Raw genomic sequence first — 21,406 nt, 5'->3', positions numbered from 1 at the left:
TTGCTCCCCCTGCGGAGGAATGTCTTTGGGGTCAGCTGTTCCAGTACTTGGCGACCAGGTCAGCGGCCTGCTGCTCCCACTGGGCGTAGTGATCCGGGTACGCCGACACCTGCACCGTCTGCGCCGCCTTGGTCAACGGCATGTCCTTCCAACCATCAACCTGCTTGAGGCCCTTCAGGAACGCGGTGGTCGAGTACTCGGGGTCGGTGATCTGCTCCACCGTGCCCCAACCACTGGACGGACGCTGCTGGAACAGACCCTGCGAGTCATGGTCGTTACGGTCACCCAGGTGGCCAAGGTTCTCCAACTTCGACTCCTGCAACGCGGTCGCGATCGACACCACCGCGGCACGCTCGTCCATGCCGGCCTTCTTCGTCGCGGCGATGATCGCCTTCGTGTTCGCCACCTGCTCATCATTCAGATCGATACGCGACTGACTGCCCTGCACACCATGCGGAATCAACCTGCCCGCATCCGGCTTCTCCGCCTGCACGGCGGCCACGGGGGTGGTCTTCACCGGAGTGTCAGCGTAAGCGGCCACCGGGCCGGCGAACACGCCACCAGCAAAGGCCAGACCAGCAACACCGAGCATGCTCTTACGGAAGATCGAAGGCATCACGAAGCTCCATTCGGGGGTAGACACACACCACGGGGGACGGGTGCATGCAAACGCCGTCAGGCGCTCAAACGGGGGGAAGGTTCACCGGCACACTCACGGGGCGGGGGCCTTCGCGCACATCGCGGGGCGGGGGAACCCTCGCGGCGCCGGGACCATATACAACGACCGGCTACCCGCAATCATTCCCGCGGGCCGGGCCATCCACGAAGCCATCTGACCTGCTCCGGGTGCCTTCATCGGCCGGTCAGGTATGTCCAACGACCCGCCGGCCGCCACCATTCCCCGGATGCCCTCACCCAGACCGGACATACCACGCACCGCCCCCATCTTCCGGCGGCCGCAGAGGACGGACGGCGGAGGCACGGCGGAGGGGCTCGCACCGTTTCGCCGAAATGGCGGGGTCCGGCTCGGCGGGAGACCGCCACTTCGCCGAAACGGTGTCGATCAACGCGCCGAAGGTCTGCGGATCGCGCGATTGGGTCGGACATAACGGGTGATCAGGGCGTGGCAGGCGCACGAGGCCAGCGGGATGGCCAGCGCCGAACGGCGCGAGACCGCAGGGCGAGAAGGGCCAAACGGGGCGGGACGGGAGCGTGAGGCCAGAGAGCCAGCGGGGTCCGGGCCTGCGGACGGGGCGCCGGGCAGGCGCGGACGCGCGAAGGGCTGCGGGAGCGGTGAGGGGGTGTGTCTTGGGCGGGGGCAGGGGCGGAGGCGGAGGCGGAGGCGGAGGCGGAGGCGGAGGACATGGGACGTTAACGGGGATTTCTCATTTTCATCGGGTCGGGGGGCAAGGCCCCCTAGTGTTGGGCACACCGGTGCTAGTCGCGGAGTTGGCCACCCGAGCAGCGTCCTACGTAGTCAGCGGACGAAAAGTGAGGGAAGCGCGTATGAAGGCAACCAATGTTCTCGTACCAGTGGCGGGTGGTATCGCTCTCGGGGCGCTGCTGCTGCCGGGCACCGCGCTGGCCGACACCACCGTGTCGCCGTCGACCACCCCGGTCGGGGGGACTGTCGTGCTCACCGCAACCAACTGCAATCCGAACTCCGGCGATGCGATCTTCCACGTCACCGGACCCGACCGCGACCAGAATGTCCGGTCCACCACCGCTGCGGCCGGCGGCGGGTTGAGTGCCGAGCTGTTCACCGCCGGTTTCACCCTGGGGACGTACACCGTGGCTGCCACCTGCGGCGACGGTACGGCTGACGGTAGCGCGACCTTCACGGTCACCCCGATCGGCGGCGCGCAGGCCGGCGGTCGGGCCGATACCGGCGGCGGGACCCTGGCCGCCGGGGCGACTCTGCTCGTCACCTCGCTCGGCGGCGCGGTCATCCTGGCCCGACGCCGTCGCCACGCGGCCGAGGCCGCGACGCTCTGAGCGATCAGACTCCGACGACGGGTGCCCGCGCCGCAAGCCCGGCACGGGCACCCGTCCGCGTCTGCCTGCACCGGCGAAAGCACGGCCGAGCACCGGCGACGCCACCGGCCGGACACCGGCGAACGCATCGGCCGGCCGTCGGTGACCGGGGGCGGTCCAGGGTGGTCCGATGGCGAGAACCGACAGGTGGGCCTCGGCGACGGCGAGCACCGGCCCGCCGGCGGCGATGAGCAGTACCGCCAGGGCAGGCCGATCACAGGAGGTACGGGACAATGCGGGGACACCGGCTCGGTCGCCTTCTGGTGACGTTGTCGGCGGTGGCGGGGCTGGCACTGGTCGGAGTCGGTGTGGCGCGGTTGCCGCCCCGGCCGCCGCAGCCCGACGTCGCCGGTGTGCCGCCCCGGGCGGTGACCGCGCCGAGTCTGCCGCCGATGCCGCGCGCCGACCCCGTCGAGGTCCGGATATCCCGCATCGGCGTACGCGCGCCACTGATCCCGGTCGCCGCCGACCCGGCCGGGGCGCTGGAGGTGCCCCCGCTGGACCGACCTGGCGTGGCCGGTTGGTACTCCCCCGGTGTCAGCCCCGGTGAGATCGGCAACGCGGTGCTGGTGGGCCATGTCGATTCTCCGGTCGGGCCGGCTGTCTTCTTCGACCTGGGGCGGTTGCGTCCCGGCGACACCGTCCACATCGCCCGGGCCGACGCGACAGTGGTCCGCTTCGCCGTCGACGGTGTCGTGGCGTACCCGAAGGACGGTTTTCCCACCGACCTGGTGTATGGCCCGGGCGCTGTCGCCGGGCTGCGCCTGATCACCTGCGGCGGCCGGTTCGACCAGGACAGCGGCGAGTATGTCGACAACGTGATCGTGTTCGCGACCCGTACGGCGTGAGGCGCTCCGGCCGCGTTTGACCGGCCCGGTGTCGGGAAGACCGTGCGTCCACGGCAGATCCCGAGGAGCGACGAATGGCGGACGCAGGACGAGCCAGGAAGCACACCACGGCGCGTAAGGTTCCACCGCCGGCCAAGGTGGCGGCGAAGAAGGTGGCGACGGCGACGAAGCGGGCCACCGGGGCCACGGCCGCGAAGTCCCCGGGCGGGAAGCCGACGCCGACGACCACACGCACCGCCCGCAAGAAGGCGGTCTCCGCCACGGCCACGCCGACCCGTCGGCCCACCGCCAAGGCGACGGCGGCGAAGAAGACCACCACCCCGAAGACCGGCAACGCCGCGAAGACGGCACCGGCGGTCAAGAAGGCAACGGCGGTCGCCAAGAAGACGTCCGGCACCACCCGAGCGGCGGCCAAGAAGACGTCGACAGCCACGCGCGCGGCAGCGAAGAAGGCGTCGACGGCCACCAGGGCGACGGCGAAGAAGGCACCGGCCGGTAAGGCCACCGGCGCGACGGCACCGGCGCAGAAGACGACCACGAAGAAGGCGGCGACGCGCAAGAGCACGGCCTCCCAGGCGGCGGCGTCCCGGTCCCGTACGGCGAGCACGACCCCGGCGAAGAAGGCCACGACGATGGAGTCGTTCGGCAGTCGGCGCGGCGCGCGTACCAGGTCACGCTGACCGACGGCCCTCGGGACCCGCGCGTACGAGACTCCGGTGCGCACCGATCGGCACGATCCGGGCGTTGCCCGACGGCGTACCCCCGGCGCGGCCTGCTGGGGCGGGCGCGGCGAGGATGGCGTGCATGGCCAGACGAGACAGCAGACGACAGCCGCGACCGGCCGTGGCGGTGGGAGTGTGCCCGTGCGGGACGGGGCTGCCGTACGAGGACTGTTGCGGGCGGCTGCATCGAGGTGAGGCGCAGGCCCCGACGGCCGAGGCGCTGATGCGTTCCCGGTACGCCGCCTTCGCCGTCGGCGACCCGGACTATCTGCTGCACAGCTGGCACAGCAGCACCCGGCCGGCGCGGCTGCGCCTCGATCCCGGCCAGCGGTGGACCGGCCTCGAGGTCGTCGCCACCGAGCAGGGCGGTTTGTTCGACAGCACCGGCACCGTCCAGTTCCGCGCCCACTACCGCGACGGTGCCGGTGCCGGCTCGATGACCGAACGCAGCCGTTTCGTCCGTGAGGACGGCCGCTGGGTCTACCTGGACGTCGACAAGCCCTGACCGCCCGCACACCACGCTCGACGCCGACGCCTCCGGTCGTGATCGACGGGACGTGGGCCGGCCACCGCCGAGCATCAGCAGGGCGATCAGCGCGTACGGCAGGGCGGCGAGCGCGAAGGCCACACCGTTGCCGCTCGCGGTGGCGACGACACCGAACCCGATGTACACGGCGATGGTGATCAGCTCGGTGGCCATGCCGGCCAACGAGGTGACGGTGGCCCGCCGGGTGCCGCTGATCCGCGCCTGCAATCGCGCGTCGGCCAGCACCGAGGCGAGCTGGAATCCGCAGAACGCCCCTGCCAGCAGCACAAAACCGGCCGGGTGCCGCAGCAGTGCCCCGCCGGCCAGGGCCGCCGCCGACCCGGCCAGCAGCAGGGCGTACCCGCGCACGCGTAGCCGCTCACCGGCCGGGGCGAGCAGGCCGCCGACCACCTGTCCGACCGCGAGGAGCAGAAGCAGCAGCGGCACCGTGGTCAGGGCGACGCCGGTGTCGCGGGCCAGCAGCGGCGTGTACTCCTCCAGCGCACCCCAGGTCGCCGTCACCACCGCGACCAGCAGCACCCCGGCGCGTACCCGCCGATCCCGGCGGGCCTCGGCGAGGCCGCCGCGCAGGCCCTGCCACCAGCCGGGCTCGTCGGCCTGGTCGGCCGGATCGCGGTGCTGCGTCGGCGCAGCCAGTGCAGCCGGCGCTGTCGGGGCAGCCGGGGCAGCCGGGGCAGCGACGATGAGGGAGTCTGCGGCGGTGGCCCGGTGCTCGGGGAAGCGGGTGGCCACGGCGGCGGCGAGCAGGCAGGCCGCGACGCTGGCGAGGCCGACGGCGGGATAACCGCCGTACCCGAGCACCGGCCCGGCCAGCAGGATCGACGCGAGTACGCCGATGGTGCCGGCGGTGCGGGCCCGGCCGATGGTGCGGGCGTAGCGCTGGGCGAGACCGAGGTGATCGAGCTCGTCGAAGACCAGCGCTTCGAGCGCCCCGGAAGCGAGCGCGCCACCGGCGCCCCAGAGCACGAACCCGAGCGCGAACATCGGATAGGACGGCACGAACGTCCACAGCGCGAACCCGGCAGCGGTACACAGCGGCGCGAGGCAGAGCAGCAGACGCCGGGAGGTGGCGTCGGCCCACGCGCCGGAGGGCACGTCCAGCGCGATGCCGGCCACCGACCAGATCACGAACAGCGAGGAGATCTGCCCGACCGACAGGCCGCTGTCGGCGAACAGCAGGGCGTACACCGGATAGAGCAGGACCAGGTCGGTGAGGAACGCGTACGCGTAGAGGGTGGTCGCCAGACGGCGGCCCTCGGCGATGGTGAGGATCATGAGGCCTTCCGGGTGGGACGGGACGACGGACGCCGGAGTTGCGGCGTCCGCAGGCGGCCCACGGCCTCGGTCAGGGCATCAATGTCGCCAGTTCATGGCGGCGATGGTAGCCGGTGGGACGGTGTGTCGCTGCCCCACCGCAGCTGCGGGACGGGGCCGCGAAGGGCCCCGTCCCGCGTACGCCTCAGCGGCGTGGCTCGTCGTCCGGCCGGGGCAGGACGATTGTCGACTCGCTGTCGTCGGCGGTGCGCTGGGTCGGCACCTCGGGCGCCGACGTGGTGACCTGGGTGGCCTCCGGGTCGTCTCGGCGGGGCAGCGCAGTCGTGTCGTCGTTTGTGCCGGGGGCGGTGACGATCTGGGTGGCCTCGGGGTCGTCGTAGCCGGGACGGTCACCGAAGGACCCGGCGGAGGTGGTCGCGGCCGGCGCGGTGGAGGTCGGCTCGGCCGGTACGCCGACGGCGGGACTGGCCGGCCCGGTGGGGGTGGTCGGCTCGGCAAAGCTCGTCGACTCGGTGGCGGTCGTCGGCTCGGTGGCGATGCCGGCGGCGGGGGCGACGGGTTCGGCCGGGCGCTGCTGGGCGTCGCGGCGGGTGGCGGAGTAGGCGCGAGCGTGCTCGGTGATGGTCCGTGTCTCCTGCTCGGCGCGGGACAGCCAGGACTCCCAGCGACTCTGCATGGGCCGCACCAGCCCGCCGCCGACCCCGACGACCAGGATGCCGCCGACGGTGGCGAGCACGGCGATCAGCACCGGAGTGGTCACGGCGGTGGCGACCCCGATCTGGTTGAGGGCGGCGATGATGCCCAGGCCGAGGATGAACGCCGAGGCGATGGTGGCCAGCAGCCGGCCGTACGACAGGCCGCCGAGCGCCCCCGAGATGATGTCCTTCACCGCGCTGGCGATCGCCGCGGCGACGACCACGATGACGATCGCGACGAAGGCGCGGGGCAGCCAGGCGATCACTCCGGCGATCAGGTCGGAGATCGGGTTCGGGCCCCAGATGCCGAAGGCGAGGTAGAGGGTGAGCAGCAGGACACCGTAGTAGGCCAGCCGGGCGACGATGTCGCTGGCGTCGTACCGGGAGTTGGCAAGCGCCCGGCGGATGCCGCCACGCTCGACGGCGCGGTCGAAGCCGACGCGTTCGAGCAGCCGGTCCGCGAGCTTCAGTACGGCCTTGGCAATCAGCCAACCGGCCACCAGGATCGCCACGAAGGCGACGGCTCGGGGTAGGAAGAGCAGTATCGAGCGGAGGGTCTCCCCCACCGCGTCACCGAAGTTGTCTCGCATCGGATGGTCCTCCACAGGGGGCGGGTGATACGTCCGGCCCGACCTACCCGGGTGACCTGCGCGAGAAACGTCGGTAGTGTCCGGCTCAGCCCGGACAGGCGTACGCAACCTCGGTGACCGCCTGCGCGGATGACGGCGAAACGATGTTCACGGTGGCCGTCTCGGTGGTGCTGCCAACTCCGCTGAACGACCACCGTAGGGTCAACTCGACCGTCCGCTGCCCCGGACCGACACGCTCGCGCAGCAGTGCGCCCGGCGCGCTCCCGGAGCGCAGCCACTGGTACTCGATGGTGCCCGCACGGCCGTTCGTGTGCACCGTGGCGACCACGTCCACCGTGACGTCGCACCGCGCGCCGGCCGGCCGGGGCACGACGACGCTCACCTCACCGATCTCCAGCGGGTCGAGCCGCTGCCAGATCCAGAGCCCGACCGCGGCGATCAGGGCGAGGGTGAGCAGGGTGGACAGCACCGACACCAGCCGGCGCCAGGCGGACCGGGGACGCGGCGCAGGCGCCGGGCTCGGCCATGCGGGTGCCGGCGGCGGACCGGCGGGCACCCCAGGCCCGAACCGCAGCTCACCGCCGGGACCGGTGATCGGAGCCGCGAACGCACCGCCCCCAGGTTGCGCGCCGGTCGTGCCTACCGTGTCGAATGCGACCTGGGCCGCCGTGGCCTGACCCGGATGGGTCACGGCGTACGCGCCGGTGGCGGTCGGGGCGTGCGTTGTCATGCCGGCCGGGCCGAGGGACACGGTGAGGTCTTCGTCGGTGACATTGAGGTTCGGGGCCACCTGGCGCACGGTCTGGTCCAGCGACACCGTCGGTTCACCACCACCCAACGACACCGTCGGTTCACCGCTATGCAGCGACACCGTCGGTTCCTCCGTCGATGCCGATGGGGTACGGGGGTGCGCGGGCGGGGCCGGCGGCATCTGCTGGGTCGGTAGCGCCTGGGTCACGTCGTCGGGCTGGGTCACGGCTGGGTCTCCCACGTCGTCGTCGGCCTGGTAGGTGGGTACGCCCGGTCAGCCCGGCGTGCAGAAGGGATAGAGGGTGACGTACACCGTCTGACTGGTGGCGGTGTTGCCGGCGGCGTCCGTCGCGACGACCGTCACCGGGATCCGGGTGGTGGACCTGGGCTGGGGCAGATCGCCCAGCACACCCCGGAACTGGCCGCTTTTCAGCAGGCTCAGGCTCCGCTCGTGCGACTGCTGCCCGATCGTGTAGCGGAAGTGGACCCGCAGGTCGACCGAGGCCGAGTGGTCGTCATCGACGATGGCGATGACGGTGCTCGCGGTGGGTCCGTAGGGACAGCCGACCGGATCCAGTTCGGTGGGGCTCACCGAGACCCGGCCGATCGTGGGCGCGGCGTCCGATGGTGGCGCGGGGCTGGTGCTGGCCGGCGGAGTCGGGGCCACGGTGGACGGTGCGGGGCTGTCGCTGGGCGTCGGCGAGGTGCTGGGTCCGGCTGCGGCGGTGGTGCCGCCGGTCGTCGGGGCCGCAGGTGTGAGGGTGGGGGTGCCAGACACGTCGGGCGTGGACGTAAGGGTCGGAGCAGGTGTGAGCACGGCGCCGGCTGTCGCGGCCGGGTCGACGGTCAGGTCCGTCCTCGCCTCGGCCGCCGCACCGGTCGGTACCGGCGGCTCGTCCTGCGCCGCGTAGCCGAGCCCGGCGCCGCCGACCAGCAGCGCCGCCACCAACCCGCCACCGACCAGCGCTGCCCGGGCCCGCCCGGTGCGGCGCGGTGCCGGCCGCTCGCCGGTGCCGTCCCCGCCCGGCGGTGCGCCGGACGCGCCGAGCGCGGTGCTGGCCACGCTGACGGTGCCGCCGCTGCCGTCCGGGAACGGGAAGAGGGCGGCCAGCAGCGCGGCCCGCCGGCCAAGTTCCCGCAGGCCGCGTTCCTCCCAGTCCGCTCCGTACGCCCCGACGGCCGCCTGTTCGAGCTCGGCGAGGAAGACCTGCGCGGGCTGCGGCCGCTCAGCGGGACGCTTGGCCATGCCGTGCCGCAGCAGCCCGTGCATCGGGCGCGGGGCCGGGTCGGTCGGGATCGACCCGCGAACGTGCTGCTGTCGCAGGGTGGCCAGGTCCCGTCCGTCGTACGGGGGGTGGCCGGTGAGGCACTCGAAGAAGGTGGCGGTCGCGGCGTAGATGTCGCACGCCGGGCTGGCGGGGGCGCCGGTCCACTGTTCGGGGGCCATGTAACGGGGTGTGCCGGTGACGCTGCCGCCGGAGTCGGCGCCGACCGGCATGGCGATACCGAAGTCGGCGAGTTTACTCGCGCCCTCGGCGGAGATCAGCACGTTCTCCGGCTTGTAGTCGCGGTGCACCACCCCACGGGCGTGGGCGGCGGCCAGCCCGGCCAGCGAGCCCTTGAGTACGCAGAGCGCAGACTCCGGTGTGGTCGGCCCCTGGGCACGCAGCATCTGGCGCAGCGACACCCCGTTCACCAGTTCCATCACGATCGCCGCCCCATCAGGTGCCTCGACATACTCGTAGAGGCGACAGACGTACGGGTCGTCGATGCCGGACAGCAGCTGGGCCTCGGTCCGGAAGGCAGCCCGAAACAGGTCGTCGTGGAGCCGGCCGGTCAGGTACTTGATCGCCACTGGGGTGCCGGTGGCGTCGTGGACGGCGAGGTCGACGCTGCCGGACGCACCGGCACCGAGCCGGCGGACCGAGGTGTAACCGGAAACCTGCCATCCGATCATGTCGCCGCTCCCCGTGCTCCGCACAGCTGGACGGTGTTCCTGGATACGGCGATCATTATCGTCACCACGTTCGTCGGGGCCATCCGTCCCTCAGGTGCCGTCCGCCGCCGGCCGGTTGGTGTTTCGTCCGACGGGGACGCTAGACGGCGGGCGGCGCCGCCGGGCAGCGAGCCCGGTGCGTGATGGTCGGTCACGGACACACCGCCACAGGTAGCACCCTCGGTCAATGCGTCATCGCCGTTGACCGGCCGGCGAGACGTTTGACCTGGCACGGCGGCGGAAAGAGTGGCCAGATGAGATGGGCCCGTCACGCCGTACCCGCAGCTGTCGCCGCGCTCGCCGCCGTCGCCACCCGCGACCTGTTGCAACGCGAACACGCGTTGCGACGCAACTTCCCCCTGCTGGGCCGGGCCCGCTACCTGCTCGAGGCGATCGGGCCGGAACTGCGGCAGTACATCGTGGCCGGCAACAACGAGGAACGCCCGTTCACCCGCGACCAGCGCCGCTGGGTGTACGCCTCGGCCAAGCAGCAGAACAACTACTTCGGCTTCGGCACCGACAACGACATCGAGTTCACCCCCGGGTACCCGGTCATCAAGCACCGTACGTTCGGTCGAGCGGTGCCGGCATCCACGCCGACGCTCGGGCACGAGGTGCGGCTGCCGTGCGCGAAGGTGCTCGGCGCGGCCCGGGGACGTGCCCGCGCGTTCCGACCGGAGTCGGTGGTGAACCTGTCCGGGATGAGCTTCGGCTCGCTGTCCGGGCCGGCGGTCGAGGCGTTGAACCGGGGCGCGGCGATCGCCGGGTGCCTGCACAACACCGGCGAGGGTGGACTGTCGCCGTACCACCGGCACGGCGGTGAGCTGATCTTCCAGCTCGGCACCGCGTACTTCGGTTGCCGTGACGACCGGGGCCGATTCGACCTGGCCCGCCTCAAGGACGTGGTGGCCGGCGCGCCGGTACGGGCCCTGGAGATCAAGCTCAGCCAGGGTGCCAAGCCCAGCCTGGGCGGGCTGCTGCCGGCGGCAAAGGTGTCGGCGGAGATCGCCGCGACCCGGGGCATCCCGGTCGGGAAGGACTGTGTGAGTCCGTCCCGGCACGCCGAGTTCTCCGACTGCGACAGCCTGCTCGACTGGGTGGAGTTGCTGGCGGCCGAGACCGGCCTGCCGGTCGGCATCAAGTCCGCCGTCGGTGACCTCGACTTCTGGACCGAACTGACCGACCTGATGCGCGACACCGGCCGGGGCGTCGACTTCGTCACCGTCGACGGCGGCGAGGGCGGTACCGGCGCCGCGCCACTGATCTTCACCGACTCCGTGTCGCTGCCGTTCCAGCAGGGCTTCACCCGGGTCTACGCCACGTTCGCCGAACGTGACCTGCACGAACAGGTGGTCTTCGTCGGCTCCGGCAAGCTGGGCCTGCCCGACAACGCGACGGTCGCCTTCGCGCTCGGCTGCGACATGGTGGCCGTCGGCCGGGAGGCGATGCTGGCGATCGGCTGCATCCAGGCCCAGAAGTGCCACACCGACACCTGCCCGACCGGGGTTGCCACCCAGAACGCCTGGCTGGCCCGGGGTCTGGACCCGGCCTCGAAGTCGGTCCGCGCCGCGCACTACGTCAAGACGCTGCGGCGGGACCTGCTGAAGGTCGCCGAGGCGTGCGGCGTCGAACATCCCGGCCTGATCGACACCGACGCCGTGGAGATCCTCGGCGGCCGGACCACCTCCACCCCACTGCGCGAGGTGTACGGGTACCGCCCGGAATGGGGACTGCCGTCCGCGGCTGACCGCGCCGCCATCGCGGCACTGATGTCGCAGGAAGCACCCCAGGGCGGCAGCGCCACCCCGTCCCCGACCGCACAGAACTGACCCGGCACCCGCCGGCGCTGACGTGTCTCGTCGGGGGTGACTCACGGCAGGTCAACCCCGCTTTTAGTACATGTGTGCGATGATGGCGGGGTGTCGGGCGAGGCCACCATCCTGCATGCCGACCTGGACGCGTTCTACGCCTCGGTCGAGCAGCGCGACGATCCACGGCTACGCGGCCGGGCGGTGATCGTGGGCGGTGGGGTGGTGTTGGCGGCCAGCTACCAGGCCAAGGCCCGGGGCGTACGCAGCGGAATGGGCGGCGCGCAGGCGCGCAGGCTGTGCCCGGACGCGGTCGTCGTGCCACCGAGGATGGCCGCCTACAGCGCGGCCAGCCGGGCGGTGTTCGAGGTCTTCCGGCAGACCACTCCCCTGGTCGAAGGGCTCTCCATCGACGAGGCGTTCCTCGACGTCGGCGGCCTGCGCCGCCTGGTCGGTCCGCCCGAGGCGATCGCGGCCGGGCTGCGTCGGGCGGTACGCGAGCAGGTCGGCCTGCCGATCACGGTGGGCGTGGCCCGGACGAAGTTCCTGGCCAAGGTCGCCAGTGGGGTGGCCAAGCCGGACGGCCTGCTGGTCGTCGCGCCGGCCGGGGAACTGGCCTTCCTGCATCCGTTGCCGGTCGAGCGGCTGTGGGGAGTCGGGCCGGTGACCGCCGACAAGCTCCGCCGGCACCGGATCCGTACCGTCGGTGACGTGGCCCGTCTCGGCGAGGCGACGCTTGTGTCGCTGCTCGGGGCGGGCGCCGGGCGGCACCTGCACGCGCTGGCGCACAACCGCGATCCCCGGCCGGTCCAGGTCGGCAGGCGTCGTGGCTCGATGGGTGCGCAACACGCACTGGGCCGCTCGGGGCGGCACCCGGCCGAGCTGGAGGCGATCCTCGCCGGCCTGGTCGACCGGGTCACCCGACGCCTGCGCTCGGCCGCCCGCACCGGACGCACCGTCACCCTGCGGCTGCGGTTCGCCGACTACGCCAGGGCCACCCGCTCCCGCACCCTGGCCAAGGCGACCGCCGACACGCAGGTGGTGCTCGGCGCCGCTCGCGGTCTGCTGCGGGCGGCCCAGCCCGAGATCGACCGCCGCGGCGTCACGCTGATCGCTGTCGCGGTCGGCAACCTGGGCGACGGGCACGTCCAGCTCACGCTGCCGTGGGACGGCGACCCGACGGCCGAGTTGGACGCGGCGGTCGACGCGGTCCGCGAGCGTTTCGGTTCCACCGCGCTGACCCGCGCGGTGCTGCTCGGTCACGACGCCGGCCCGGAGATGCCCCTGCTGCCGGATTGAGCCCTCCTCGACAGGCGCGGGACCGATCACGCCGGGCCGGCTCGCGTGGCAGGTGCTAACCCGGCGTCATGGCATGCTCGGGTAGCTGCTGGTCGGGGCACGAGCCGGCGGACGGCGTGGTGTGTGTCCGCCTCGGTGACGCGGGTCGCCAGAGCAGGTCGACGCGGGCCCCGTCCGGCCGCATCACCTGGTGGTGCTTGCGATAGCCGAGGCGTTGGTAGAGCCACCGGTCGGCGTTGCTGTACAGGTCGGCGTAGATCGGCAGGCCGAAGGTGTCCATCAACCGGTGACTGCCGGCGAGCACGGCCGCGGCCTGGCTCGCCCGTTCCGTGTCCGGTGGCGCCGCGAGGATCGCCAGGTGGTTGTGCGGCTCCTGCGGATGACAGGCGCCGAGGGCCCGGTCCAGTCGGCGGAAGCGGTCCACGTGCTCGCCGCAGGCGTCCCTGATGCGCTCGCCGTAGCGCGATGGCGGTGGGATGGGCCGATAACGGTGGAACCAGACGGTGGCCGCCGCACCGTCGGTGAGCAGGAACGCGTCACCGAAGAGCAGGGCGTGTTCGACCCAGATGCGTGCGGCGGCGGCGAGTACGGCGGGACGCCGTCGCTCGTCGGGCACCAGCCACGTGCCGAGTGTGGTGGGGGCGACGGTGGCGGTCACGAGGTCGACGATCCAGTCGATGTCACGCCAACGGGCGCGTTTGACCGGCGGGGATTGGTGCATGGGAACTCCTGGTGAGACGAAAGTCCGAGTGACACGGTGGCCGGTCCGGCCACGCGTACCGGCATGGCCGGACCGCCGGGGAGGCGGGGTTGCGGTTCCGCAGGCGTCAGACGCCGCGTCGGCCGACCGGCACGGGCACGGCGGCGCAGGGGTACGCGGCTGCTGCCCCGGTCAGGCCGGTCGGCTTCTCGGACGAGGGGATCGGGACGGCCGTCGGGTGGCCCGGGCCCGACGGGTCAGTTGGCTACGCGCCGGCGGCGGCGCCCACGCGGCCGGTCCCAGGTCGGCGGCGCTGCTGTGGGAGGTCGGCCGGGAGTCGAGCCCGCTCGACGCGGGTGCCGGGGACAACGGTGCCAGCGGCACGTACCCGGCCCCTTGCTGCGACGAATGGGCGACGCTCTTCCCGCCCGCCAGCCAGTAGGCGGCCACCTGGTACACGGACAGGTCGCCGTCGAGACCGGCGGCCAACTGCGTGACGACCGTGGCGACATCAAGCGCGTCGGCGGGCACATCCGGCACGGAGGGCGGCGTCGGCGACTGATGGGCCGCAGTGTCCGACCTGTTCACCACCGATGAGTCGGCAACCTGGGTGACGCCGACCGCCGATGACTCGGCAACGTGGGCGAACCCCACGGCCGACAACTCGGCGGCGTGGGCGATGCCGACCGCAGCGACTTCGTGGACACCCCAGGCGCAGCCGACGACGACGGTCAGGAGCCCGAGCCGCAACAGGGTGTCCCCCAGCCACCCCCGCCGTCGACCCGTCACCGACTTCTCCATGCCGCCAGCCAACAGATGCGAACGCACCCTAACCTGCCGCGACGGCTCGACCACACAGCGTCCGGCGTGTCGTCTTCGCCCAAATCCGGATGGCGGGACACCCGGTGGCATACACGGTCCGGTGGGCGCGCCGCCCGGTGGATCAGTGAGGGCGGAACAGAGCGGTGACCTCGTCGGCGAAGTGGTCCTGCACCGTGTCCCGTTTGATCTTGAGGGTGGGGGTGAGTTCACCGTCGACCTCGGTGAGATCGCGGGGCAGGATCCGGAAGGTCTTGACCTGCTCGGCGCGCGACACCGTCCGGTTGGCCCGATCGACCGCGTGTTGGATATCGGCGCGCAGGCGTGGGTCGTCGCGGAGCGTGGCCAGCGTCGCGCCGGGATGCCCGTGCTCGTCGCGCCACCGCTGCCACGCCTGCGGGTCGAGGGTGACCAGCGCGGCAACGTACGGCCGACCATCGGCCACCAGCATCACCTGGCTGATCAGGGGGTGCGCCCGGATGCTCTCCTCGATCGGCGCCGGGGCGATGTTCTTGCCCGCCGCGGTGACCATGATCTCCTTGGTCCGGCCGGTGATCCGCAGGTAGCCGTCCTCGTCGAGCCGGCCCAGGTCGCCGGTGCGCAGCCACCCGTCCTCGGTCACCGCTTCCCGACTGGCCTCCGGATTGTTCCAGTAGCCGGGGAACACCATCTCACCGCGCACGAGGACCTCGCCCTGGTCGGAGATTCGGATGCGTACCCCGGGCAGAGGGCGGCCGACCGTACCGATCCGCATCGCCGACGGCAGGTTCGCCGCCACCGCCGGGGACGTCTCGGTCAGGCCGTACCCCTCCAACACGGTGATGCCCACGCCCCGGAAGAAATGCACGAGCCACTCCCCCGTCGGTGCCCCGCCCACGATGGCCATCCGGCACCGTCCGCCGAGCGCGGCCCGCATCCTGCGGTACGCGACCACGTCGAACAGCAGGCGCGCCAGGCGCAACGGCAGGCCCGGGCCACCCGGCCGGTCGAGAGCTCGGCTGTAGCGCAGGGCCGTCCACTCACCGAGGCTGAACAGCGCCCCCCGGTGGGAGTCCTCGGCGGTACGCCGCGCCTGGTCGTGCATCTTCTCGAACAGCCGCGGTACGGCGAGGATGAAGGTGGGCCGGAACCGGCGCAGCTGGTCGAGCACCGCGGACATGTCGGCGCTGTGCACCATCGTGGCCCGGCTGCGCACCATGCCGACCTGGATCAGCCGGGCGAAGGCGTGTGCCAGCGGCAGGAACAGCACCGTCGACGCCCCCGGGTGCAGCAGTTGCGGCAGGACGGCGGTGGCGTTGCCGATGTCGGCGGAGATGTTGCGATGGGCCAGCATGCAGCCCTTCGGCGGGCCGGTGGTGCCACTGGTGTAGACGATGGTGGCGAGGTGGTCGCCGGTCACCGCGTGGCGACGGGCGTCGACCGCCGCGGAGTCGACCGCACGCCCACGGGCGGCCAGCGTGATGAGGTCGCCGGTGTCGATGCGCCAGGTCTGCCGCAGCACCGGTAGCTCCGGCCGCAGCCCGTCGACCGTGGCGGCGTGGTCGGCCGTCTCCACCACGCAGCCCACCGCACCGGAGTCGGCGAGGATCCAGCGGATCTGGTCGGGGCTGGAGGTGTCGTAGATCGGTACGGTGACCGCCCCGATCGACCAGAGCGCGTAGTCGACGAGTGTCCACTCGTAGCGGGTACGGCTCAGCAGGCCGATCCGATCGCCGCCGACGATCCCGGCGGCGATGAGGCCACGGGCCAGCGCCAGCACGTCGTCGCGGAACTGCCGACAGGTCACCGGCAGGGCGCCACCGTGGCCGGAGCGTCGTACCGGCCAGGAGCGGGGGTCCGGGTCCGGGCGGATGAACTGCACCGCGTCCGGATCCTCCGCCGCGTTGCGCCACACCTGTTCGGCCAGGCTGCCGTCCTCGCCGCTGACGATCGGCTCAACCACTGTCTCCCGCACGCCCGCCATCACGTCCTCCGTAACGCCGCCCCCATGCTCCCCCCGCCCACCCCCACCCCACCCCACAAACCCAAAAACCCACCCCCACGGCCCCGCCGTCCCCGCGCTGCCCTGCCCCGCGCTGCCCCAGCCCTCGCCCCGCCGATCTTGCACTTCTGGTCGCTGATTCGCGGCATTTCAAGGGATATACCCCGACGGAAAGTGCAAGATCGGCGGGGCAGGGACGACGGGGGCGAGGGCGGGGTGGGGCGAGGGCGGGCGGGTGGTGGGCGCCGGGGAGGGGTGGGTCGAGGGGTGGGTCAGGGGGTGGGGGTGGGGGTGGGGGTGGGGCGGCGGCGGGTCAGGTGGGTGATGAGGGTGGCCAGGAGGACGGCTTCGGTGGTGAGGATGACTACCGCCCAGGTGGGGGTGAGCCAGTTGGCGAGGGTGGTGTACCAGTAGCGGATCAGGAAGGTCAGTACGGTGCCGGCCAGCAGGACGGAGGTCAGGCCGTACAGGGTGAAGGCCACCCGGTCGCGGATCCGGTAGCCGGTGACCGCCCGGGGGCCCTGGCGCAGCAGGCGGCCGTAGAAGCGGTACGAGTCGACGCGCAGGTCGGCGAGGTTCAACGCGTGGCTGAGCATGTAATAGCCGTCGAGGCGCAGGAACGGCACCAGGTTGATCGCGGCGGTGGCGGTGCCGAACAGCAGCATCGTGCCGGCCAGGTCGTACAGCACCCCGGGCGGACCCCAGAGGCGTAACGCGGCGAACGGCACCAGCGCCAGCATGCTCACGAAGACACCGGCGAACGCGGTGGCCACCCGCCGACGCGGGGTGAACAGCACCACGTCGTCGACCTTGCAGTAGGGGGCCAGCAGCGGGAACCGCCACATCACCCCGATCTCGGTGACCCGACCGCCGAAGTGCCGGCAGGTCAGTCCGTGGGCGCACTCGTGCAGGAACACGATCAACCAGGTGACCACCACCGCGACCAGGATCGCCGGCAGCGGCCGGCCGCCACCGATCCCGCCGGCCAACTCCGGCAGGTGCCACACCACATAGCCCGCGACGGCCAGCGCGAGCGCCAGCGCCGGCACCACGAACCACCAGCTGAACACCGGGGCCAGCCAGGGCAGCACCCGGTCGAACAGCCGCTGCGGGTCGAACAGCGGCAGCCGGGCCGACAGCGGGCCGCGCCGGGTCTTCGCCGCGCCCGCCGCGGCCGAGGCGGTGAGCGCGGCGAGGGCGTCCGGGTCCGTCGCGCCGTCGAGCAGTTGCCGCTTGTGCAGCATGGCGAACAGCTGCTGCCAGTTCTCCGGCCCGAGTCGACGCTGGTAGGCGGTGGCGTACTCGTCGGCCAGGTCGTCCAGGCTCCGGGTGCCGTCCATCCGGGACATCAGGAAGTGCTCGCGTGGCCCCACCCGGTAGAACCAGCCGGTCTCCGGGTCCTTGACATGGTGCACGAGCTTGCCGTCCCGCCACGTCCCGGGGCCGAGCACGATACCGGGGCGCAGCCGGGGCCGGGCCCAGGTGGCGGCCTGGCCGGCCTCGACGGTGGTCATCGGGGCCCGGCCGGCGCCGGCTCGTCGAGCAGCGCGGCCCGCATCAGGTACGACAGGTAGATCTCGTCGAGGATGCTCACGCCGAGCCGGTTGTTGGTCATGTGCAGGTACGAGCTGAGCACGATCGGTACGACCGCGTCGAGATCCTCGACCACCCGAGGCTCGGCATCGCCGCGCTGGAAGACCAGCTTGCCCTGCCCGGCCGCCGCGACCACCCGGTCCCGCAGTTCACGGCAGTGCGCCGCCCAGCGACCCTCGACCCCGGTGGCCTGAGCGGGCGCGGGGCCCCGTGCCGCCGTCCGGATGGCGGCCAGCCGGTCGCGCAGCGCGGCGTCCATCCGCCGATAGCTGGTGTCGAAGCTGGCGTGGTAGTCGTCGCTCGGCTCGGAGTAGGAGACCTCCCAGAATCGGCGGTACTCGTCGAGGAACTCGGCGATGCGGCGGTCGTCGTCGAGGAACACCGCGCACAGCATCATGCCCAGCTGCGCCGACAGGCCCAGCAGCACCGGCCGTACGTGCACGTTGGTGGTGGCCAGCAGGTCCAGCACCACGTCGCTGGAGTGCTCGAAGTGCCACTCGGCCAGCTCGATGCCGGCCGGGCCGCCGTAGCGGCCGTACTCACGCTCGTACGGGATGTGGTGATAGCTGTTGTTGGCCCGCATCGGCATCCTGCCGGTCGCACCGTACTCGGCGTCCCAGCGCTGCTGGCCGTACTCGGCCAGGAACATCTGCTTGTACAGGTCACCCAGCCCTTCGCTGTCCACCTCGTACAGCGCGGGGCGGCGACGCAGGAAGGCGGCGATCGCCTCGTCCACCCGTGAGCGCACCACCTGCGGGTCGACGCCCGGGGCGGGCAGCACCCGCAGCCGGACGTGCGGGCCCTCCATCCAGTACTTGATGAAGAAGTACCGGCTGATCAGCCCTTCCTCACGCAACTCGTCCACCAGCGGCCGCACGCCCTCCACCAGCATCGGGTTGGCGTTGCTGGCGTAGAACACGTGGACGCTGAGCCAGCCGTGGTCCACCGGCGACGGATAGTCAGTCACGGTCCACTCCCCCTCGGACACCGTTGAGTTCCACGGTCAGTTCGGTCACGTACGACCCGGACGTCCCGCGTACCACCTGCTCGTCGCGGTCGGGCAGCATCTCGACGAGCACCAGCCGGCTGCCCGCCGAGCGGCCCGTCGCCTCCAACAGTTGCAGGCACAGGTAACTGTCGAAGTCCACATAGAGCGGCTTGTGCTCCGGGCGACCACCGGCCGCGCCACCACCGGCCGCGCCACCACCGGCGGGTGCTTCGCCGTCGTCGGCGGCGGGGACCAGCCGGGTGCCCTCCGGGGTGGCGAAGACCCGACGCGGCAGGCCGTTCTCCCGCCGCCACCGCTGCCAGGCGAGGAACCATTCGGCGTCGTCGACCTGCGGGGTACGCGTGGGCGGCAGGTGACCGGGGTGCAGCTTCCACATCCGCCGTTGCAGCACCAGGTCGCCGTGCACGATGCGGGGATAACCGACCATGCCCCCCTCGGGCAGCGGCACCGTGGTGCCGGCCCACAGATCCGGCTGGGCCATCCCGAGGTGGGCGAAGTTGAGCAGCACCTGTTGCACCTCGGGCAGCGCCATCGGCAGCAGGAAACCCAGGTAGACCGGGATGACCTCGGCGTCGAGCCGGCGCGAGCGCAGCAGCAGCCGGTCGGCCACCGGGTCGTGCTCGACACTGAGGTCGTCCATGTGGATCTGCTCGGCGGTCGGCCGGAAGCTGATCTCCCCGGGGCAGACCAGCTCGTAGGGGGTGACCGCCGGGTGCAGGTTGAGGTTGGTGGCGTCGTACCCGCCGCGCAGTTCGGCCAGCACCGCGCCGGGCGGTTGGAGCCGGGCCAACTCGGCGCGCAGCGCCCCGGCCAGATCCTCGGCGGCGAACAGGTGGGCGAAGCGGGAGAAGAGCAGCGTCATGCCGGAGTAAACCCGGTTGACCACCACCCGCTGCCGGTCGCCCTGGTCGGCGAGTTGGAGGAAGAAGGAACGCGGGTCGAGAGTGCCGAGCGTGTCGGGCACCATCGCGGCCACCTCGGTCATGAACGTCTCGTCCAGCACCATCTCCTCGGCGTCGGCCGGCAGGGCGGCGTACGCCTCGTTGACCCGCCGGGCCACCTCGACGCGCGCGTCGTCCAGGGCGGTGATCTCCTCCTGCCGGAACCAGTTCTCCTGCCGGACGTAGGTGTTGTCGGCGTCGAAGGCCCGGCGGCGCATCGACCGCCCGGTGTAGTGCTCGAAGAAGTCCTGCTGGAACTCGTGGGCGAAGCTGAGCAGGTCGTCGCACCGGCCCCCGACCCCGTAACGGGCCAGGAAGAAGCCCTTGGTGACCACCCGACGGGGCAGGTTGACGTCGAACACCGGCATGATCCGCGCCAGTGCCCGCAGGCCGGGCAGCACCGTGCGGTCCCACCGGTCGCGGTCGGCGGTGACCGGTGCGTCGGTACGCAGCGTGGCGTCCTCGTACACCAGGGTCCGGGGGGCCGGGATGTCGGCGCGGCCGAGGTCGGTGTGGGCGGCGAGCAACTCCTGGCGGATCTGGGCCAGCGCGGCCCGCCGGCCGTCGACGTCGGCGTCCGGGTAGTCGGTGGCGAGGCGGTTGGCGCTGGCCACCCGGTCGGCGAGCCGGTCGGCCCACGGGCGGTCGATGTCGCGCAGCGCCCGCCGGTAGCCCTCCACCGGATCGTCGGCGTGGATGTCCAGTTGCAGGTTCGGCACCACCAGCAGACCGACGCGCAGCAGGTGGTGCAGGTACTGCCCGACCTCGTCGGCGGGACGGCCGTCGACGGCCAGTTCGGCGGCCAGTTCGGACAGCCGCCGGACCCGACCGCCGTCGAGCGCGGCCAGGATGTCGTGCAGCACCTGCCCGGTGGGCAGCACGAACAGCGACTCGTGGATGGACTCCAGGGTGATCGCCGCGTCGCCGTCCTCCGAACTGGTCCGCCGTCGGCGCAGGTAGCGCAGCCGGCCCCGTTCGATGCGCCAGCCGGTGGTGACGGTGACCGGCAGGTCCGCGCGCAGCGTCTCGTCGGCCAGCACGATGGCCGAAAGCCGGCCCAGCGCGGCGAGGTTGAGCCGGGCCACCGCCGTCTTGCCCGCGCCGGTGGCCGGGCGTACGTCGAGCAGCCGGCCGCCGCCGTGGCTGAAGGTTCCGACGTTCACGGTGGTCAGTCGGCTGAACGGGCTGGTCTTGCAGGCGGTGCGCAGTGCGTACTCCAGCAGCGACCGCTCCACCCGGCGGGTCCGTTTGCCGGGCCGGCCCGGCGTGGCGAGGTAGCCGGGTAGGTACTGGTCCAGCGACGGGGAGGCGAGCAGGATTCCGCCGCGCAGGTCGGGGTCGTCGGCCAGATCCCGCAGCACCGCGCGGCGTTCGGTCAACTCCTCGGCCAGCACCGCCGGGCCGTCGGCGAGCCTGCGCCGGTACGCGTCGAAGGTCTCCAGCCAGTCGGTCAACGCGCGGTGGGTGTCGGCGTCGAGGACGTCGGCCCAGGCGTCCGGGTCGGCCGGGCGCGGCCGGCGCAGGTTGTACACGTCGCGGCGTAACCGGATGAGTCGTTGCCGCAGCCTGTCGTCGTGCAGGTGGCGGGCCACCACCGCCTGCAACGTGTCGGCCAGGTCCCGGCCCATGTCGCGTAGCCGCGTCTCCAGGTCGACGACCTGGTTCGCCCAGGCGGTGCTGCGGTCGAAGGCGAGCCGGTCGGCGACCTCCAGGGGCAGCCCACCGGTGCGCAGCATGAACACCTCGGGCATCAGCCAGGACATCTCGGTGACCGGCGGGGCGGGCAACGACACCGTCAC

Annotated in this window: 14 protein-coding genes and 2 pseudogenes; 5 read left to right on the top strand and 11 right to left on the bottom strand. The window is 72.2% G+C overall.

The features are described 5' to 3' along the window. Window positions 1–31 precede the first annotated feature (31 nt). Window positions 32–616: a hypothetical protein gene (locus JMF97_RS08385; RefSeq protein ID WP_203221034.1), complete on the bottom strand. Its 585-nt coding sequence runs from the start codon at window positions 614–616 to the stop codon at window positions 32–34. 890 nt (window positions 617–1,506) lie between these two features. On the opposite strand from JMF97_RS08385, the gene JMF97_RS08380 reads away from it, so the two are divergent. The 3 genes from JMF97_RS08380 (at window position 1,507) to JMF97_RS08370 (ending at window position 4,109) form a co-directional block, all read left to right on the top strand. Further along, window positions 1,507–1,995, top strand: coding sequence for a hypothetical protein (locus tag JMF97_RS08380; RefSeq protein ID WP_203221033.1), 489 nt, complete (start codon window positions 1,507–1,509; stop codon window positions 1,993–1,995). Window positions 1,996–2,267: 272 nt separating this feature from the next. Continuing rightward, window positions 2,268–2,882, top strand: coding sequence for a class F sortase (locus tag JMF97_RS08375; protein WP_203221032.1), 615 nt, complete (start codon window positions 2,268–2,270; stop codon window positions 2,880–2,882). Window positions 2,883–3,686: 804 nt separating this feature from the next. Further along, on the top strand, window positions 3,687–4,109 hold the full coding sequence (locus JMF97_RS08370; protein WP_203221443.1) for a YchJ family protein: 423 nt from the start codon (window positions 3,687–3,689) through the stop codon (window positions 4,107–4,109). Window positions 4,110–4,172: 63 nt separating this feature from the next. Here JMF97_RS08370 and JMF97_RS08365 read toward each other — a convergent pair. From JMF97_RS08365 to JMF97_RS08350, 4 genes and pseudogenes are all read right to left on the bottom strand, one after another. Further along, window positions 4,173–5,426, bottom strand: a pseudogene (locus JMF97_RS08365) (MFS transporter); the annotation flags it as partial. A 559-nt stretch (window positions 5,427–5,985) separates the two neighbouring features. Continuing rightward, a pseudogene (locus JMF97_RS08360) lies at window positions 5,986–6,711 on the bottom strand (mechanosensitive ion channel family protein); the annotation flags it as partial. An 85-nt stretch (window positions 6,712–6,796) separates the two neighbouring features. Then, entirely contained in the window at window positions 6,797–7,687 is an 891-nt protein-coding gene (locus tag JMF97_RS08355) for a hypothetical protein (RefSeq protein WP_203221030.1), read from the bottom strand. A 48-nt stretch (window positions 7,688–7,735) separates the two neighbouring features. Next, entirely contained in the window at window positions 7,736–9,418 is a 1,683-nt protein-coding gene (locus JMF97_RS08350; RefSeq protein WP_203221029.1) for a serine/threonine-protein kinase, read from the bottom strand. A 293-nt stretch (window positions 9,419–9,711) separates the two neighbouring features. Here JMF97_RS08350 and JMF97_RS08345 point away from each other — a divergent pair, with 293 nt between their 5' ends. Next, the gene (locus JMF97_RS08345) at window positions 9,712–11,286 is read left to right on the top strand and encodes an FMN-binding glutamate synthase family protein (protein ID WP_203221028.1); all 1,575 of its coding nucleotides are present in this window, start codon (window positions 9,712–9,714) and stop codon (window positions 11,284–11,286) included. A 90-nt stretch (window positions 11,287–11,376) separates the two neighbouring features. After that, window positions 11,377–12,564 carry a DNA polymerase IV gene (gene dinB, locus JMF97_RS08340; protein ID WP_203221027.1) on the top strand — a complete coding sequence of 396 codons (1,188 nt, stop codon included), beginning with the start codon at window positions 11,377–11,379 and terminating at the stop codon, window positions 12,562–12,564. A gap of 55 nt (window positions 12,565–12,619) precedes the next feature. On the opposite strand, the gene JMF97_RS08335 is transcribed toward dinB, so the two are convergent. From JMF97_RS08335 to JMF97_RS08310, 6 genes are all read right to left on the bottom strand, one after another. Continuing rightward, window positions 12,620–13,285: a hypothetical protein gene (locus JMF97_RS08335; RefSeq protein ID WP_203221026.1), complete on the bottom strand. Its 666-nt coding sequence runs from the start codon at window positions 13,283–13,285 to the stop codon at window positions 12,620–12,622. 171 nt (window positions 13,286–13,456) lie between these two features. Further along, window positions 13,457–14,053 (bottom strand): hypothetical protein, encoded by a 597-nt coding sequence (locus JMF97_RS08330; protein ID WP_203221025.1) that lies wholly within the window; start codon window positions 14,051–14,053, stop codon window positions 13,457–13,459. A gap of 154 nt (window positions 14,054–14,207) precedes the next feature. Continuing rightward, on the bottom strand, window positions 14,208–16,046 hold the full coding sequence (locus JMF97_RS08325; protein ID WP_238359032.1) for an AMP-dependent synthetase/ligase: 1,839 nt from the start codon (window positions 16,044–16,046) through the stop codon (window positions 14,208–14,210). A gap of 290 nt (window positions 16,047–16,336) precedes the next feature. Then, on the bottom strand, window positions 16,337–17,578 hold the full coding sequence (locus JMF97_RS08320) for a M50 family metallopeptidase (protein ID WP_203221024.1): 1,242 nt from the start codon (window positions 17,576–17,578) through the stop codon (window positions 16,337–16,339). Further along, window positions 17,575–18,624: a thiopeptide-type bacteriocin biosynthesis protein gene (locus tag JMF97_RS08315; RefSeq protein WP_307816824.1), complete on the bottom strand. Its 1,050-nt coding sequence runs from the start codon at window positions 18,622–18,624 to the stop codon at window positions 17,575–17,577. The genes JMF97_RS08320 and JMF97_RS08315 overlap by 4 nt, the downstream gene beginning before the upstream one ends. Further along, complete coding sequence (locus JMF97_RS08310) at window positions 18,617–21,406, bottom strand: lantibiotic dehydratase (RefSeq protein ID WP_203221022.1); 2,790 nt, start codon at window positions 21,404–21,406, stop codon at window positions 18,617–18,619. Before JMF97_RS08310 ends, JMF97_RS08315 begins: the two co-directional genes overlap by 8 nt.

This window comes from Micromonospora fiedleri (genome assembly GCF_016774385.1).
GTDB lineage: Bacteria > Actinomycetota > Actinomycetes > Mycobacteriales > Micromonosporaceae > Micromonospora > Micromonospora gifhornensis.
The sequence above is the reverse complement of the archived record's forward strand: the minus strand, read 5'-3'. Positions and strand labels throughout refer to the sequence as shown.

Coding starts and splice junctions, on each gene's coding strand:
- JMF97_RS08385 (WP_203221034.1), bottom strand. CDS start 616: ATGCCTTCGATCTTCCGTAAGAGCATGCTCGGTGTTGCTGGTCTGGCC.
- JMF97_RS08380 (WP_203221033.1), top strand. CDS start 1,507: ATGAAGGCAACCAATGTTCTCGTACCAGTGGCGGGTGGTATCGCTCTC.
- JMF97_RS08375 (WP_203221032.1), top strand. CDS start 2,268: ATGCGGGGACACCGGCTCGGTCGCCTTCTGGTGACGTTGTCGGCGGTG.
- JMF97_RS08370 (WP_203221443.1), top strand. CDS start 3,687: ATGGCCAGACGAGACAGCAGACGACAGCCGCGACCGGCCGTGGCGGTG.
- JMF97_RS08350 (WP_203221029.1), bottom strand. CDS start 9,418: ATGATCGGATGGCAGGTTTCCGGTTACACCTCGGTCCGCCGGCTCGGT.
- JMF97_RS08345 (WP_203221028.1), top strand. CDS start 9,712: ATGAGATGGGCCCGTCACGCCGTACCCGCAGCTGTCGCCGCGCTCGCC.
- JMF97_RS08335 (WP_203221026.1), bottom strand. CDS start 13,285: ATGCACCAATCCCCGCCGGTCAAACGCGCCCGTTGGCGTGACATCGAC.
- JMF97_RS08325 (WP_238359032.1), bottom strand. CDS start 16,046: ATGGCGGGCGTGCGGGAGACAGTGGTTGAGCCGATCGTCAGCGGCGAG.
- JMF97_RS08320 (WP_203221024.1), bottom strand. CDS start 17,578: ATGACCACCGTCGAGGCCGGCCAGGCCGCCACCTGGGCCCGGCCCCGG.